Annotated in this window: 14 protein-coding genes and 1 pseudogene; 10 read left to right on the top strand and 5 right to left on the bottom strand. The window is 61.1% G+C overall.

The features are described from left to right. From WN982_RS29835 to WN982_RS29825, 3 genes are read right to left on the bottom strand one after another with little or no spacing between them, the layout of a single operon-like run. Positions 1-591: a flavin reductase family protein gene (locus tag WN982_RS29835; RefSeq protein WP_341319155.1), complete on the bottom strand. Its 591-nt coding sequence runs from the start codon at positions 589-591 to the stop codon at positions 1-3. A 10-nt stretch (positions 592-601) separates the two neighbouring features. Beyond that, a complete protein-coding gene (locus WN982_RS29830) occupies positions 602-1,336 on the bottom strand; it encodes a GntR family transcriptional regulator (protein ID WP_341319154.1) in 735 nt (244 codons plus the stop codon). Then, a complete protein-coding gene (locus WN982_RS29825) occupies positions 1,333-2,298 on the bottom strand; it encodes a polysaccharide deacetylase family protein (protein ID WP_341319153.1) in 966 nt (321 codons plus the stop codon). Before WN982_RS29825 ends, WN982_RS29830 begins: the two co-directional genes overlap by 4 nt. 317 nt (positions 2,299-2,615) lie before the next feature. Between WN982_RS29825 and WN982_RS29820 the strand changes: the two genes are divergently transcribed. From WN982_RS29820 to WN982_RS29800, 5 genes are all read left to right on the top strand, one after another. Further along, positions 2,616-3,674: an ABC transporter ATP-binding protein gene (locus WN982_RS29820; protein ID WP_341319152.1), complete on the top strand. Its 1,059-nt coding sequence runs from the start codon at positions 2,616-2,618 to the stop codon at positions 3,672-3,674. An 87-nt stretch (positions 3,675-3,761) separates the two neighbouring features. Next, positions 3,762-5,057, top strand: a complete 1,296-nt coding sequence (locus WN982_RS29815) for a PotD/PotF family extracellular solute-binding protein (protein WP_341319151.1) — start codon at positions 3,762-3,764, stop codon at positions 5,055-5,057. A gap of 117 nt (positions 5,058-5,174) precedes the next feature. Beyond that, complete coding sequence (locus WN982_RS29810) at positions 5,175-6,089, top strand: ABC transporter permease (protein ID WP_341319150.1); 915 nt, start codon at positions 5,175-5,177, stop codon at positions 6,087-6,089. 1 nt (position 6,090) lies between these two features. Further along, positions 6,091-6,996, top strand: a complete 906-nt coding sequence (locus WN982_RS29805) for an ABC transporter permease (RefSeq protein WP_341319149.1) — start codon at positions 6,091-6,093, stop codon at positions 6,994-6,996. A gap of 990 nt (positions 6,997-7,986) precedes the next feature. Beyond that, positions 7,987-9,288: an acyl-CoA dehydrogenase family protein gene (locus tag WN982_RS29800; protein ID WP_341319148.1), complete on the top strand. Its 1,302-nt coding sequence runs from the start codon at positions 7,987-7,989 to the stop codon at positions 9,286-9,288. A gap of 147 nt (positions 9,289-9,435) precedes the next feature. Here the strand turns inward: WN982_RS29800 and WN982_RS29795 are convergent, their stop codons facing one another. After that, positions 9,436-10,785, bottom strand: a complete 1,350-nt coding sequence (locus WN982_RS29795; protein ID WP_341319147.1) for an LLM class flavin-dependent oxidoreductase — start codon at positions 10,783-10,785, stop codon at positions 9,436-9,438. A gap of 61 nt (positions 10,786-10,846) precedes the next feature. Next, entirely contained in the window at positions 10,847-11,767 is a 921-nt protein-coding gene (locus tag WN982_RS29790; protein ID WP_341319146.1) for an aliphatic sulfonate ABC transporter substrate-binding protein, read from the bottom strand. A 147-nt stretch (positions 11,768-11,914) separates the two neighbouring features. Here WN982_RS29790 and WN982_RS29785 point away from each other — a divergent pair. The 5 genes and pseudogenes from WN982_RS29785 to WN982_RS29765 all read left to right on the top strand — a co-directional run. Beyond that, positions 11,915-12,100, top strand: a pseudogene (locus WN982_RS29785) (alkanesulfonate monooxygenase); the annotation flags it as partial. Positions 12,101-12,201: 101 nt separating this feature from the next. Further along, positions 12,202-12,720, top strand: a complete 519-nt coding sequence (locus tag WN982_RS29780) for an SLATT domain-containing protein (RefSeq protein ID WP_341319145.1) — start codon at positions 12,202-12,204, stop codon at positions 12,718-12,720. 317 nt (positions 12,721-13,037) lie between these two features. Next, positions 13,038-13,808, top strand: coding sequence for a DUF4118 domain-containing protein (locus WN982_RS29775; RefSeq protein ID WP_341319144.1), 771 nt, complete (start codon positions 13,038-13,040; stop codon positions 13,806-13,808). Between the two features lie 54 nt (positions 13,809-13,862). Next, positions 13,863-14,699 (top strand): alpha/beta fold hydrolase, encoded by an 837-nt coding sequence (locus WN982_RS29770; RefSeq protein WP_341319464.1) that lies wholly within the window; start codon positions 13,863-13,865, stop codon positions 14,697-14,699. Continuing rightward, the gene (locus WN982_RS29765) at positions 14,696-15,526 is read left to right on the top strand and encodes a MipA/OmpV family protein (protein WP_341319143.1); all 831 of its coding nucleotides are present in this window, start codon (positions 14,696-14,698) and stop codon (positions 15,524-15,526) included. The genes WN982_RS29770 and WN982_RS29765 overlap by 4 nt, the downstream gene beginning before the upstream one ends. Positions 15,527-16,420: the final 894 nt, after the last annotated feature.

Raw genomic sequence — 16,420 nt, 5'->3', positions numbered from 1 at the left:
TCAACCGAGCGTAAACCGGTCGCGCGTCGTGATGTAATCGCTCGCGCCGAAGCGGCCCACTGGAAAATAATGTTGCAGCCGCACGCGCCAGGTCTCGGTGTCGATCAGCTCATCGCGCGCATGCAGCCTGCGTACCTGACCGATGAAAATCTGTCGGCTGGTCGTCTCCAGCGTCTCCCATAAGGTACATTCGAACGCCACGGGCGCTTCGGCGATGCGCGGCGGCGCGACCCGCGTGCTTGCCACCGGCGTCAGGCCGACCTCGGCGAGTTCGCTCACATCGGGCGGCAAGCGCTCGCCACAGCGATGCATCTTGTCCGCGATCGCCTCGTCAGCAAGATGCACGACGAACTCGCCGGTCCGCACGATGTTCACCGCCGTATCCTTGAGCGTGCCGTCGGCGACGCGGTTAATGCTGATCATCACGATCGGCGGCTCTTCACCGAGCATGTTGAACATCGAGAACGGCGCGGCGTTGATCGTGCCGTCCGCACCGAGCGTGGTGACGAGCGCGATCGGGCGCGGCACGATCAGGCTTGCCATCAGCTTGTAGCGCTGATATTCGGTGATCGCTTCGAAGTCGATTTCCATGGTTGGCCGCCTAGGGTCGAATAGCGTATTCAGTGATGCCGAGCAACTGGCCGAGACTTTTTTCGCCCCGCATCCGCGACGTTTCAATGCGCTCTTCGAGGTCGCGAAGATGGGCTTCCATATGGGCCATCGCGCCGGTTGCATCGCGCGCCTCGATGCAATCGACGATTGCCGCGTGTTCCGCATGCTCACATGGCGCGTGGCCCGGCGGTTCGTACACGCCGACGATCAGCGAGCAGCGTGACACCAGTTCCTTCAGATAGTTTTGCAGGATCGAATTACCCGCCAGCGCGGCGATGCGCATATGAAAACCGCTGGCGAGCGTGGCCCACGACGGCTGGTCGAAGCGATGCATCGCTTCGTGCTCGTCGGCCAGTTGTTGACGCAACACCTCGATGTCCTTGCTGCTCGCGCGCTGAACCGCCAACTCGACCAGCATGCGTTCGACGGAGCGCCGCGCTTCGAATATCTCGCGCGTCTCTTCCGGCGTCGGTTCAGCGATCACCGCGCCCTTGTTCGGACGCAGCACGACGATGCCGTCGTAGGCGAGCTTTTCCAGCACCCGTCGCACGACGGCGCGTCCCACGCCGAACAGCTGGCACAACTCGGGTTCCGGGAGCTTCGTGCCGGGAGTCAGACGGTGGTTCAGCACGCCGTCGAAGATCGACTGATAGATGCGCGCGTCGACGTCCGCGTCGTCCTTTCGCATTTTTTTTGCGGTGGCCGCGCCGGCTTCAGCGTTCATGCGAGTGTCGGGCGCAGCATGCCTTCCCGCTCCAGTTCATCCATATGACGCGCGATCGCGCCTGGCGTCGTGATCCACACATCGCCCTTCGCTCGCGCAGCGGCAATGTGTTCAAGCGCGCGGCGCAGATGCCTCAGCCGATACGGTTGCCCCACCAGATAGGGATGTAGCGCGATGCCCATCACGAGCGCCTGCGGCCTCGTTCCGCGGTTGGCCTGTTCGAGCATCTCGTCGAACTGATCGACGATCATGTCGGCGAAAGCGCGGCCATCCATATGACGGCCCACCATCATCGGCAAATCGTTGAGTTCCTGCGGATACGGAATCGACCACACCGGCGCGCCACGCGTGTTCATTCGCACGGGGCGGTCGTCGTGGCACCAGTTCAGCGTGTAGCGATAGCCGGTTTCGGCCAGCAGATCGGGCGTCAGATGCGACTCCGAGATCCACGGCGAGAGCCAGCCGTCCGGCGGCGTGCCGGATTCTTCGGCGATGCGCTCGCGGCAATGCAGAAGCAGCGCATGTTCGCCGTTTTCGTCGAGATCGCTCTGCCGATGCGCATTCGTGTGACCGTGGCCGATCAATTCGTCGCCACGCGCCACGCACGCCACAATCAGTTCCGGGCAATGGTCGTAGAGCGCGGTATTGATGAGCGTGCCGACCGGCAAGTCGATCTGATCGAACAGTTCGATGCAACGCCAGGCCCCTACCCGGTTGCCATACTCGCGCCAACTGTAATTCAGCACATCCGGTTGCGGCGAGATCGGCCCGAGTGCGGCGCCGAGTCCTTCGCCGAAGGCAAAGTGTTCGATGTTAAAGCCTAGATAGACCGCGAGTCCGGTATCGCCGGGCCAGCGGAACGCGTCGCTGTCGGTGATCGGGCGATAGGCGAAGCGGCCATGCGTGGCGAGCAACTGGCGAGCGCGGTTCTGCACTGTGGGCATGTTCCGTGAGTCGTTCATTTAAAGAAGCCATCGGTGACGATAAGCGACGGGTAGCGCGCCGGATGAACCGCGTTGGCCGGATCATGCCCCGTGACGGATCGAAGACGCACCGCGATCGCGCAAATAAGCCCGTTTGATCGCCGACGATCGATGCTTCGGATCGTTTGCAATATGTGAGCCAACTTGTAGACGTTAAGCACCGCAGCGCGTTTGCAATTAACAAGCATGCCGATGCAGCGGATGGCACATGTCTTGCATTTGCATGGTTTCGCACACGCTGCGGCTTGCCGTCGCGCTTGCGGCCAGCCTTCGCCGTTCACGAGGACACCTACTTCATGATTCAGCCTGCTTCAACGGTGCTCGAAACCAAAGCCGCCGATATCGAACTGGTGCACGTGTCGAAGCAATACGGCGACGCGCTCGCCGTCGACGCGATCGATCTGCGCATTGCGGGCGGCCAGTACTGCTGTCTGCTCGGGCCATCCGGATGCGGCAAGACGTCGACCTTGCGCATGATCGCCGGGCATGAATCGGTCACCGAAGGCGACATCCTGATCGCGGGCCGCAACGTCACACGCGAAGAGCCCGCCGCCCGCGGCACCGCCATGGTGTTCCAGAACTATGCGCTGTTCCCGCATCTGAGCGCGCTCGATAACGTCGCATTCAGCCTGAAGATGCGCGGCGTCGCGAAGGACGTGCGCCGCAAACGTGCCGGCGAACTGCTGGAGCTCGTCGCGATGTCGGCGTATGCCGAACGCAAACCGGCGCAGCTATCTGGCGGCCAGCAGCAGCGCGTAGCACTCGCGCGTGCGTTGCTGAATCAGCCCGGCTGCCTGTTGCTCGACGAACCGCTGTCCGCGCTCGATCCATTCCTGCGCGTTCAGATGCGCGCCGAACTCAAGCGCTGGCAGAAAGAACTCGGCATCACCTTCGTGCACGTCACGCACTCGCAGGAAGAAGCGATGGCGCTTGCCGATCTGGTGGTCGTGATGAGCCATGGCCGCGTCGAACAAAGCGGCCCGCCGCACGAAGTCTTCAATCGTCCGCGCACTGAGTTCGTCGCACGCTTTCTTGGCGGCCACAACGTATTCAACACGAACGGCCGCTTGTTTACCGTGCGCGCCGACCATTTGCGCGTGGTGCCGCACGGCGTGACGCCGGTCCAGACGGCGGGCGGCGAAAGCGGTCTCACGCGGATTGGCGGCGTGCCGTGCACGGTGCGCGAAGCCGAGTACCAGGGCACCCATTTGCGCATGACACTCGACCCGCTCGACGGCTCACCTGAACTGATCTCGCTCGTGAGCGATGGCGATTACGATCCGGCGCGGCTTGGTCCCGAAGCACGCGTGGTGGTCTGGTGGAACGAACAGGACGCACACCCGCTGGCAGCCTGAGCGTTTGCACGGTATTGCGCTATATGGCTGTGAAGAGAACGTCTGATGAACCGGAACGTCAACTGAGCATCAATTGAGGAGAAAGCAATGAGTGAAGCGAACGAGAGCCCGGCAGCGGCCTCATCCGACCTGACGGAAAAAGGCCTGTCGCGCCGCACGTTCATCAAGGGCGCGGTGGCGGCGGCCGGTATTGCCGGCTTTCCGTACGTGCATGCGCAAGAGAAGATCACGTTGCGCTATCTCGGCACGGCGGTCAACCAGAGCGCCGACATCGCGAAGAAATTCAAGGAAGACACCGGCATTGAGATTCAATACGTGCCGGTGACCACCGACGACGTCGCCAAGCGCATCATCACGCAACCGAACTCGTTCGACATTGTCGACACCGAATATTTCGCGCTCAAGAAGCTGATTCCGGCCGGCACGCTCGCTGGCCTCGACGCGAAGCGAATCAAGCTCGCCGACAAGATCACGCCGGTACTCACGCGTGGCGAAGTGAACGGCAAGAAGATCGGCGATCAAGGTACCGCGCCGAAGAAGGTCATGTTCCTGACCGGTCCGCGCTCCACCGAATTCTCCGCGACGCCGACCGAATGGATGACGCTGATTCCCACCACGTATAACGCCGATACGCTTGGCATTCGCCCCGACCTGATCAAGCGCCCGATCAACAGCTGGGCCGAACTGCTCAATCCGCAGTTCAAGGGCAAGGCGGCGTTGCTCAACATTCCCGCGATCGGCATCATGGATTCGGCGATGGCGATCGAGGCGATGGGTCACGTCAAGTACGGCGACAAGGGCAATATGACGAAGGCCGAGATCGACCAGACCATCAGGATTCTGATCGAAGCCAAGCGCGCCGGCCAGTTCCGCGCGTTCTGGAAGGACTTTAACGAAAGCGTGAACCTGATGGCCTCCGGTGAAGTGGTGATCCAGTCGATGTGGTCGCCCGCGGTGACGAAGGTGCGTACCATGGGCGTCGCCTGCGCGTTCCAGCCGCTCAAGGAAGGCTACCGCTCGTGGGCATCGGGCTTCGGCTTTCCGCGCTCGCTGCAAGGCAAGAAACTCGATGCCGCGTACGAGTTCGTCAACTGGTTCCAGAACGGCTGGGCCGGCGCTTACCTGATGCGCCAGGGCTACTACTCGGGCGTGCTCGAAACCGCGAAAGCCCACATGCAACCTTACGAGTGGGATTACTGGATCGAGGGCAAGCCGGCCACGCAGGACATCAAGGCGCCGGACGGCCAGTTGCTCGAAAAGACCGGCACCGTGCGCGACGGCGGCTCGTACAACCAGCGGATGGGCGCGATTGCCTGCTGGAATGCGGTGATGGACGAGAACATTTATATGGTGCAGAAGTGGAACGAATTCATCGCGGCTTGATAGCCGGAGCGGGTTGACACGCTGCCGGCGCCTCGCGCGCCGGCACCCGCAGCATTTCCGACGGCCCATTAATTCCACCGCAGTCAATCCGTCGCAGTCAATCCTTAAATACCGCCCATGGCAACGATCGACCTTCCCTCCCATGCGCAGGACGAACCCGTCAAGCACCGACGCGCGCCGGCATGGCTGCAGGCCACCCCTCTCACTTTGACGTTTGTGCTGTTCTTCATCGTACCGCTCGTCATCACGCTGATCGTCAGTTTCTGGGACTTCAACGAATACCAGATCATTCCGGCCTTCACGCTCAAGAATTACGCGGCGATTTTCAACGGCTGCTCGTCGATGACGGATGTCTGCGTGACGTTCAAGACGTATTGGTCCACGCTCAAGTTCTGCGCGATCGTGTGGGCCGTCACGTTGCTGCTGGGTTTTTCGATCGCGTACTTCCTGTCGTTCCACGTGCGCACGACGAGTATGCAGACGGTACTGTTCCTCATCTGCACAATTCCGTTCTGGACCTCGAACGTGATCCGGATGATCTCGTGGATGCCGCTGCTCGGCCGCAACGGGCTCGTCAATCAGGCGTTGCTGGGCACGCATCTGATCGACCAGCCGCTTGAATGGCTGCTGTATTCGAATTTTTCGGTGGTGCTGGCATTCGTCCACCTCTACACCTTTTTCATGATTGTGCCGATTTTCAACGCGATGATGCGCATCGACCGCTCATTGCTCGAAGCCGCGCGCGATGCCGGCGCGAGTGGCTGGCAGGTGATTCGTAACGTGGTGTTGCCGTTATCGAAGACCGGCATTGTGATCGGCTCGATCTTCGTGATCACGATCGTGATGGGCGACTTTTTGACCGTTGGCGTGATGGGCGGTCAGCAGATTGCTTCGGTCGGCAAGATCATTCAGGTTCAGACCGGTTACCTGCAATTTCCCGCTGCGGCGGCTAACGCGATCATTCTTCTTGCAGTCGTGTTGATGATTGTGTGGGGCTTGACGCGGGTGGTCGACATCCGGAAGGAGCTTTGATATGCAGGCTACTCGCCTCAAACATCGCGAGCATCGCCCGGCGAGTTTTTACTGGCTTGCATTGCTGTTCGGGTTGTTCGTGCTGTTTTTGTATGGACCGGTCATCACGATTTTTATTCTGTCCTTTCAGGGACCTGAGGGCGGGCTTACGTTTCCGATGCGTGGTGTTTCTCTGCACTGGTTTGCCGTGTTGCGCGACGGTGTCGGCGACGTCGATATCTGGGCCGCGTTTGGGCGATCCGTGCGGCTCGCTTTGGCTGTCACTGTTCTCACTGTTCTGTTTTCTGTTGCTGCGGGGTTGGCTTTTCGCAGGCGCTTTCGGGGCGATACGGCGGTGTTTTATGTGTCTGTCGCCAGCCTCATCATGCCCTCGATCATTGTTTCGCTTGGGATTGGGTTGACGTTCCGGTTGCTCGATAACGGTGTCAAGTATCTCGCTGCCGCGTGGGGGTATCAGTCTTTCGCCGATGGCTATACCACTTCGATGGGCCTGTTTACCTCCGCGCTTGGCGCGCATCTCACCTGGACGTTGCCTTTCGGTTTGTTGGTGATGTTCGCTGTTTTTAACCGGTTTAATCCGGCTTATGAGGAAGCTTCAAGGGACCTGGGCGCCACGCCGTGGCAGAGCTTTCGGCATGTTGTTCTGCCTATCATCGGACCTTCGGTGGTTGGCGTCGCCATGTTCGGGTTCACTCTTTCATGGGATGAGATTGCTCGTACCTCGCAGGCTATTGGTGATCAGAATACTTTGCCACTTGAGTTGCAGGGGCTCACCACTTCGGTGACTACGCCTGTGATTTATGCTCTTGGGACTGTGACTACGGTTTTGTCACTTACCGTGATGGTTGTTTGTTTACTCGCAGTGCGGGGGTTGGCTCGGAGGCGGGTGGTTAGTGGAATAAGGTAGGTTTTTTTGCCTTCGCGGCGCTTTTTAGCTGTGTGCCTGCGGCGGTGGCCTTTCCTTGAATTGATATTGGTTTATTAGCGTCGCCCCTGTGCGGGGCAGGCACTTACTTTCTTTGCCGCCGCAAAGAAAGTAAGCAAAGAAAGCGGCTTCACACCGCTAGCTCTTAAGAGGGTCCCCTGGCTTGGAGGAGGTAGTGGAGCATCTGGAATCAGTGTTCTCGCACATTCGGCGCTGGTGACAAGGCAGTCATACTTCCGGCGGCGCTGCGCGCGCCGATGCGGTACTTCACAAAACCGCCCTCCGTTTTCGCGTCAACGTTTCGCTTGACGCGACCGGCGGCGCTACGCGCACCGAAGCAGCACTTCATAAAACTGTAGAGCCCTTCGGGTGCTTCCGGCGCCTGCGGTTGTTCAAGCGTAACGGCTTGCCTTTGCTCCGTCGGCGTAACTCGCAGCTGCGTTTCGTTCAGAGAAGTGGCCCGCACATTCACATTTCAGCCCCTCGCCGAGGTGCGGCCGATGGCTCCCACCGAACCAAAGCGAAGCCACTGGTTTGCCTGGCAGACCCTTCCGGCGAGCACGCAGTGCGAGGCGGGAAGTATGACTGCCTTGTCACAAGCGCGGAATGTGCGAGAGCACAGATTCCAGATGCTCCACTACCTCCTCCAAGCCAGAGGACCCGCTTAAGAATTAGCGGTGTGAAGCTTTCTTTGCTTACTTTCTTTGCGGCGGCGCCCCGAAGGAAGTCCACTTGGTGGGCAAAGAAAGTAAGTGCCTGCCCCGCACAGGGGCGACGCTAATAGACCAATATCAAATCAAGGAAAGGCCAACACCGTAGGCACACAGCCAAAAAGCGCCGAGCAGGCAAAACCCCCATTTCTCAAACCCTGCTAAGAATCCGGCAAACCCTTATTTGCCCCCCACCCCATGCCTCCCTTACCGTTAGCGGGTTGAGCATCCCGCATTGCTCATATTCCGTTTCGGAGACTCCATGACAGCAATCGAATCCCGCGCCTTCGCTCAAGCCGCGCCGGGCGCCTCCCCATCTGGTGCGGAAGGCCAGACCACCCCCATCGCTGATACAACCCGCCTCTTCGGCGAAGACCCCCTAACCCGCCGCTTCGCGCCAATCTTCAACAAAATCGCCGAAGGCGCAATCCATCGTGAGCAAAATCGCGAACTAGCCTACGCACCAGTGGAATGGCTGCGCGAAGCGGGCTACACAAAGCTGCGTGTGCCGAAACAATATGGCGGCGACGGCATCACACTCACAGAATTCTTTGCGTTAGTCACGCGGCTCGGCGAAGCGGACTCGAATCTCCCGCAGATCCTGCGAGTACATGGTGGCTTCATCGAATCGCTTCTGGAAAATGACGATGAACCGCTTCGCGACCGGTGGCTGACACGCATCGCGCAAGGTCAAATCGTCGGCGGCGCCGTTTCCGAACGTACCGGCGTCACCAACAACAGCGTACGTCTGAGCCAAACCGATGGCGCATGGCATCTCGACGGCGAGAAGTACTACACAACCGGCACACTCTACGCGGACTGGGTCGACGTCACCGCCCACGACGGTCAGAGCGACGTTCGCGTGCTGGTCAAAACCGATACGCCCGGCCTCGCCCGCATCGACGATTGGGACGGTTTCGGGCAACGTCTCACCGGTAGCGGCACGGCGCGTTTCGAACATGTGCCGGTCTCGCCCGAGAACCTGTACCGGCGTTATAACGCGTCCGAGCCGCGCCGCAATAGCCTGCTCACCGCTTACTATCAGGCGCTGCATGTCGCAAACCTCGCCGGTATCAGCCGTGCCGCGCTGCGCGATGCTGTCGCATTCACACAAGGGAAAACCAGAACCTTCGGCATCCCAGGTGAATCCAGCCCGCGCGACAATCCTCTGGTGCATCGTGTAGTCGGCCGCCTCGCCAGCCTCGCCTATTCGACGCAGAGCATCAGCACGTCGCTCGCGCGCGCAATCGATGATGTCTCGGTCGCGCGACAGGCAGGCCGCGCCGATGAGCAAACCTATATCCGCCTGGATATCCAGACCTTCCAGGCACAGCAGATCGTCATCGAGCAAACGCTGGAAGCCGCTACATTGCTGTTCGAAGTGGGCGGCGCATCGGCGACCAGCGAGACGCGTCGCTTCGATCGCTACTGGCGTAATGCACGCGTGCTGGCGTCGCACAATCCGGCCATCATTCGCGAGGCCGCGATCGGCAACTTCTATCTGAATGGGACCGCGCATAACGAGCGCTTCGGCGTAGCGCGACAGACGGCGTCAAGTCAATAGACCGATCACGCAAGCTAAAATCACTAAGGCCGCTTTCGCGGCCTTAGGACTTGTCGCCCCGGAAGCAGCTGGTTCGACGGTATCAATCAGATTTCTGCGCGAAGATTCATGTATCAACGGCCCGTCGGTCACGTTGCAATTGCTGCCCTACGCCGTCTTCAGCCACAACCTTCCATTATCCGGCCGCGTCAGCCCAAGATGCTCGCGCAGGGTACGGCCTTCATACTCGCTGCGGAAAATGCCGCGCTGACGCAAGATCGGCACAACACCGTCGACGAAATCCTGCAAGCCGCCCGGCAGAACATCGGGCATCAGATTGAAGCCATCGGCGGCGCCCTCCCTGAACCAATGTTCGATATCGTCCGCGATCTGCTCGGGCGTGCCGACAATCACGCGATGCCCCGTGCCGCCCGCCATCGAGCGGATCAGTTCGCGCACCGTGTAACCGTGGCGCCGCGCCTGCGCGAGCATCGCGTGAAAGAAGGTGTGGTTGCCGCTGCCGCCACCCGGCAACGCAAGATCCTGCGGCAGCGGCTCGTCCAGGTGCAGCCGCTCCACGCCGATGCCGAGCGTGCCCGCGAGCCGGTTCAGGCTATACGTCCACGGAATCAGATCGACGAGTTCGTCGCGACGTCGCAGCGCATCGGCTTCGGTTGCACCGACGATCGTCGTCAGTCCAGGCAAGATCTTGACCGGTGCACGTCCATACGCCGCGGCGCGCGCCTTCAAATCGCGTGCGTACGCCAGCGATTCGTCGAACGACTGCGATGCGGAAAACACCGCCTCGGCATGCCGTGCGGCAAGTTCGCGACCGTCAGCCGAGCCGCCGGCCTGCACCAGCACCGGATGTCCCTGCGGCGAGCGCGGCAGGTTCAGCGGTCCTTCCACGTTGAAGTATTTGCCGCGATGCGCGACGGGATGAACACGCTCGGTATCGACAAAGCGGCCATCGAGTTTGTTGCCAAGCAGCGCACCGTCTTCCCAGCTATCCCACAGCGCCTTGACCAACTCGGTGAATTCGGCGGCCCGCGCATAGCGTTCAGCATGATCGGGCACAGCCGTATAGCCGAAATTGCGCGCCGACCCGAGGTCGGCGGTCGTCACGACGTTCCAGCCGGCGCGGCCCGCACTGACGTGGTCGAGTGTCGAGAAACGCCGGGCAATGTTGTACGGCTCGTTATAACTCGTCGACGCGGTGCCGATCACGCCAATATGCGTGGTGGCCGCCGCGACGCACGCGAGCAGCACGGTGGGCTCGAGCGCGGTGATCGGGCGAAAGCCGATCTGATCGGCGATTGACGCATTGTCGGCGAGAAACACCGCGTCGAACTTCGCGGCTTCGGCAATCTGCGCAACTCGCACGTAGTGCGCGACATCGACGAAGGCGTTGGGGTCCGCTTCGGCAACACGCCACGCCGACGGCAGGAAGCCCGAGTGCAGAATGTTGACGTTCAGATGCAGTTGCCGAAGCGGCGAACGGGTCTCGGCAGAAGTCATGGGCAGTCCCGGTGATTGAACAGGTGAAACAGCGCGAGCGTCTGCTGCACTAGGGCGGCGATTACTTCGCCGGCGGCGTCCAGATACGGATGTCCGCCGCTTTCAACGCGGCGGGAATCAGTCCGGCCGCGCGATACGTGTCGGCGATGCGCTGCTGCTCCGCCAACTGATCGCGCCTGACCGGCACGATGTCGTAGCTGCGGCGGCCGTTGGCCAGCTCGACGGTGGGCGCGGGAATGTTGCCCCACACCGGGCCGAGAATCTGCGCGGCGTCGCGCGGATGCGTCTTGACCCACTTGCCGGTCGTTTGCAGTTCGTCGAATACGACTCGCAGCACGTCCGGATGTTTGTCGGCGAACGCGGTCGTTGCCGTATAGAAACGGTTGTATTGCGCGACGCCGCCACCGCCGTCCGCGACCACGCGGACATGCGCTTCGCGCTGCTGCGCTGCGAGGAACGGATCCCAGATGGCCCACGCATCGACGTTGCCGCCGCGGAATGCAGCAAGCGCGTCAGGTGCTTCCAGATAGCGCACCTGGATGTCGTTGATTGTCAGACCCGCTTTGGCCAACGCGGACAGCAGCAGGAAATTGCAGCCCGAACCTTTGGAAACCGCGACCCGTTTGCCCTTCAGATCGGCCATCGTATGAATCGGCGAATCCGGCGGCACGATGATCGCCTGGGCGTTAGGCGCAGATGTTTCTTCGGCGTAGTACGTCAACGGCGCATTGGCGGCTTGCGTAAAAAGCGCGAAGGCATCGGCCACATCCGCGTGGAGATCGACGCTGCCGGCGTTCAGCGACTGCAGCAGGCCTGTCGAAAACTCGTGCCAGCTCACGTCGTAGCCGAGCGCGTTGAGCTTCTTCTCCAGCGCGCCGGTTCGTTTCAGCAGAATGAACAGGGTCGACGAACGCTGATAGCTGATCGACACCGTTTCGTTGGCCTGCGCAAAGCCGGCGGAAAGCACGCCGCCAATCAACATCAGGCACACGCAAAGGTACCGCCGGCTTCGGGAGCCGGAGAAAGCGAGGTGCATCGATCGAGGTCCATGAGGGTATGCGGAATCGCTCAATATATAAAGAATCGACGCATCGCCAAAGACCGATTTCATCGATCGATATGGGCAGAAATTGGAACGCGTGGCAGCGGCACCGCGGCTGGACTGGTCGGCAGCTATGACACCGTCGCCCAGCGTATCGCCGAGTTTCATCGCGCGGGGATCGAGTTGTTCAGGCTGCAATTCCGGCCGTTCGAGACCGATATGCGCGGCTTTGCCGAACAGGTGATTCCGCGCGTGCGAAGACTGCTCGCCTGATTTCAACCACCGGAGCGGGGTACATCTCATCAACGGCATGTGGCACAGTATCGTCAAGCGCATGCGCTACGCTTGCGGAACTGGACAACTATCACAGCCACATGAAGAACCTGACTGCGTACGAACCCCCGGTCGACGAAGACGCGCTTCTGCTGAAGTGGATCCGGCGCGCGCGTGAATCCCAGATGAGCCATTACGACATGGCCGACCTGTTGTCCGCGCGGGACCGCCGCGTCGGCTGGCTGGTGACCGCGCTGACGGCCTTTGTCGGCACCGCGGTGTTTGCGTCCTTGAATGCGGCGGCCGTGTCACCAGCGCTCAGGATCATCGTGGGTCTGGTGAGCGTGACGGCCGCGGTCTCTGCCGCGCTGCAAACCTTCTTCCGCTTTGCCGAGCGCGCGGAAAAGCATCGCGCCGCCGGCGCCAGGTACGGCGCCGTGCGGCGTAGGCTGGAAGCGATCTTTGCCGGCGACGCCGATGCGCGCGACGGTCACTACCTCACGGCGATTCGCGACGAACTGGACCGGCTGGCGGAAGATTCACCGAACGTACCGCCGGCGGTTTTTTATCGTACGCAACGCACCCTGTCCGGCGACACGGAAAAGAACCGCGATGATTGAGCGCACAACGCAGTGCGCTTGAGCTTGGGTTTGAAAATATTCCCGCTTTGGCGCGAGCGCGTGCCCGAGGTTCCGGCCACGGTGCTTAAGCATCACTTAAGCTCGGCGCCAGCACAATCGGCCCCGCATCTGATACGCCCCCCAATCGGCATGATTTTCCGCGCCACATTCTCAAGCACGAAATGACCGTTCGCCGTCCGGCATTTACATTTTTCACAGCCATTGTCCTCGGCCCGATTATGGTATTGTCCGCCCTACGCTTTAAAGTGCACCGCCACGCCTAATTGGGAAGCGCGATCGCTCCCTTAAGAAATATTATGGAAGTCCAAAACGCCCGCCGCTGGGCACCACGGGGACCGCAAGCCTGGCTTGCCGCAGCCGCCGCATTGGCGATCGCCAGCGGCGTGCGCCTGCTGCTTCACCCGCTCGTCGGCCCGGTCATGCCGGGCACCGCGTTCTGCATCGCCGCGTCACTCGTCGAATATTATTTCGGCCTCGCGCCGGCATTGACAGTCATGCTGCTCGGCCTGGGTATCGCCGACTATCTGTTTGTGCCGCCGTACGCCACCATTGCCGTCTTCGATCGAGCCGACTTGATCCTGCTCGCCTCCTATCCGCTGGTCACGCTGCTAGTCATCGCGCTGATCGAACGCTTGCGGCGCGCGCAATTTCGCGCGGAGCTGATCGCATCGGTCGCGCAATCGCGCTATGAAATGCTGCTGCGTCACGACAACGAGCGCATGCTCGCGCGCCGCGGCGTCGACGAAACGCACCGGCTGCTGCGGCACCTCTCGCATCATCACAGGACCTTCATCCTCATCCAGGCGCTCGAGCGCAACGCGCTGCAACAGGCGGACGACGTCAAACCACAAGGCGTGCTGCCGCGTCTGCCCAACGAGATCGCGCCCGGCCCGCGCTTTGCCGACGTCCACCCCGAAGATATCCAGCGGCTCAGCAAGGCACTGTGGCCGGGCAGCCATCGTGTGCGGCTGAAGAGCGGCGACAGCCTGGCGAAACTGACCGAGTGCGTGTGCGAACGGTTCACCACGCATGCCGGCGACTTCCTCGTGTTGCGGATCGGAGCCTGAGCCGTGAGTCAACCGAGCAGCCTGTTTTATCCCGGCGACGACCATGCGGTGCTGATGCTGCACGGCCTGTCCAGTTCGCCGCTCGAATTGCGTTTCCTTGCGCGCTATCTGAACGCCGAAGGCTTCACGACCAGCGCGCCGCTCCTGAGCGGCTACAGCGCCGGTTCCGAAGAAGCGGCGATGGAAGTCTGGCTCGACGCCGCCGTGCGCGAGTACGACGCACTGGCCGCGCGCTTTGCCCGTGTCTCGATCTGCGGCCTTTCGATAGGCGCGGCGCTCGCGCTCGCGCTGGCACACCGCCGCCCGCAAGCCCAGGCAGTGGTGCTGCTGTCGCTGACGCTCTCTTACGACGGCTGGGCGATCCCCTGGTATCGCTTTCTGCTGAACTGGGCGTACTTCACGCCGATGCGCAAACGCTGGCGCTATCGCGAGGAAGCGCCGTTCGGTTTGCGCAACGAAGCACTCAGGGCGAAAATCGCGCGCGCGATGCAGCGCAGCGATTTCAGCGAAGTCGGGCCGTCGACGATCTCGTTGCCGGCATTGCACGAAGCGAGCCGCCTGGCCGCGAACGTGCGCACGTTGGTGCGCGATATCAAGACTGATTGCCTGATCGTCCACGCCATCGACGATGAAACCTCGAGCCCACGCAACGCCCGCTTTGTCGCCGGGAATATCGGCGCCGCCTTTTTACGCACTATCTGGCTGGATGACTCGTATCACATGATCACATCGGACAACGAGCGAGAGATCGTCGCGCGCGAAACCGCGCTGTTTTTGCGCGAAAGCGAGGTGGCCCACAGCGATAGCGACGGCGCGAAGACGCAGGTCGTGTCGAAGGCATTGGCGCGGCGTTTGAGGCAGCTCGCGGCGCTCGGCAAGGAGCGGGCATGACGCGCGCGCTTGGCAAACCGGCTCGGGTGTCGTTGCTGCTTGCTGCTCTCGGTCTCCTTGCGACACACGCTGCGCATGCGGACGAGCAGAACGCGGATGCGACGACTGGCGCGAACACCAACGCCAACGCGAGCACCGACAGCAAATGGAAGATCGCCCTCGGACCCGGCGTGGTGGTGACGCCCAAGTATCCGGGCTCGCGGCAGTTGACCGTGTTCCCTTTCCCCGCACTCGATATCTCCTACGACGACCGGATCTTCTCGCAAGGTCCTGACGTGCTTGGCGTCAACGTGTTGCGCGGTCCGGCTTATCACCTGGGCGCTGCGCTCAGTTTCGACTTCCAGAGTCGCAAGGAATCGGACGATCCTCGTTTGCACGGTCTCGGCGATGTGCACGGCGGCCCCAAGCTCAAGCTATTCGCCGACTACACCGTGTGGGCGTTTACTGGTTCGGTCGCGTTGTATCAGGATATTGCCGGGCATCATCAGGGCACGACAGTGAGCACCGATGTGGTCGCTTCCGCGCCGGTCGGTGGGTGGTTGTTCTCGGTTGGGCCTGGGTTTACGTGGGCGAATGGGACCTATACGCGGACGTTCTTTGGCGTGTCGAGTCAGCAAAGCGCCGCTTCGGGGCTGCCGGTGTATAACACCAGTGCCGGCGTGCGGGATATTCACATGAATGCGGCCGTTACTTACGATATTTCCAAACATTGGGTTGGGTCGGTGTCGGCGACGTTTGGGCGTTTGGAGCATAACGCCGCTAATAGTCCTATTACTGAACGGAAGTTTGAGCTCAATACGCTCGCTTCAGTTAATTATCGGTTTTAGGCCTCCCGGCGGGGTCGGTTTTATACCTGCGGTGTTGGGTTTTTATTTGATTTTTTTGCCTGCGCGGCGCTATGGTTGTTTGCCTTACGGCAGTGGCCTTTTCTTATTGGTTTATTAGCGTTTCCCCCCGTGCTGTTTGCCTGCTCGGCGCTTTGGTTGTTCGCTTACGGCGTTGGCCTTTCCTTGATTTGTTAGTGGTCTATTAGCGTCGCCCCTGTGCGGGGCAGGCACTTACTTTCTTTGCCGCCGCAAAGAAAGTAAGCAAAGAAAGCGGCTTCACACCGCTAACTCTTAAGCGGGTCCCCTGGCTTGGAGGAGGTAGTGGAGCATCTGGAATCGGTGTTCTCGCGCACTCCGCGTGAGTGACAAGGCAGTCATACTTCCGGCGGCGCTGCGCGCGCCGTGGCGGTGCTTCATCAAACTGCCCGTTGGTTTCGGCACCCGGCGTTACTTCACAATATCGCCCACCAGTTTCGGTGTTCGGCGTTACTTCACAATATCGCCCGCCAGTTTCGGTGTTCGGCGTTACTTCACAATACCGCCTGCCAGTTTCAGTGTTCGGTGTTACGTCGAAACACCGCCCCCCTAGTGTCAGCGCCGACGTTTCGCCCAGCATGGTAGGCCGCACACCCAAACTTAGTCACCTCGCCGAGGCGCAGCCGATGGCTCCCAACAAACGAAAACGAAGCGCCTGGTCTCCCTGGCAGACCGTCCCGGCGAACACGCAGTGCGGGGCGGGAAGGATGATGCCAGAGGCGCTCCCCCCCAGTTGGTGTTGAGAAGTACCGCTACGGCGCGCGCTGCGCCGCCGGAAGTATGACTGCCTTGTCACTAGCGCGGAGTGTGCGAGAACACCGATTCCAGATGCTCCACTATCTCCTCCAAGCCAGGGGA

Source organism: Paraburkholderia sp. IMGN_8, from assembly GCF_038050405.1.
Taxonomy (GTDB): domain Bacteria; phylum Pseudomonadota; class Gammaproteobacteria; order Burkholderiales; family Burkholderiaceae; genus Paraburkholderia.
This window is presented reverse-complemented; position numbering and strand designations above follow the sequence as displayed.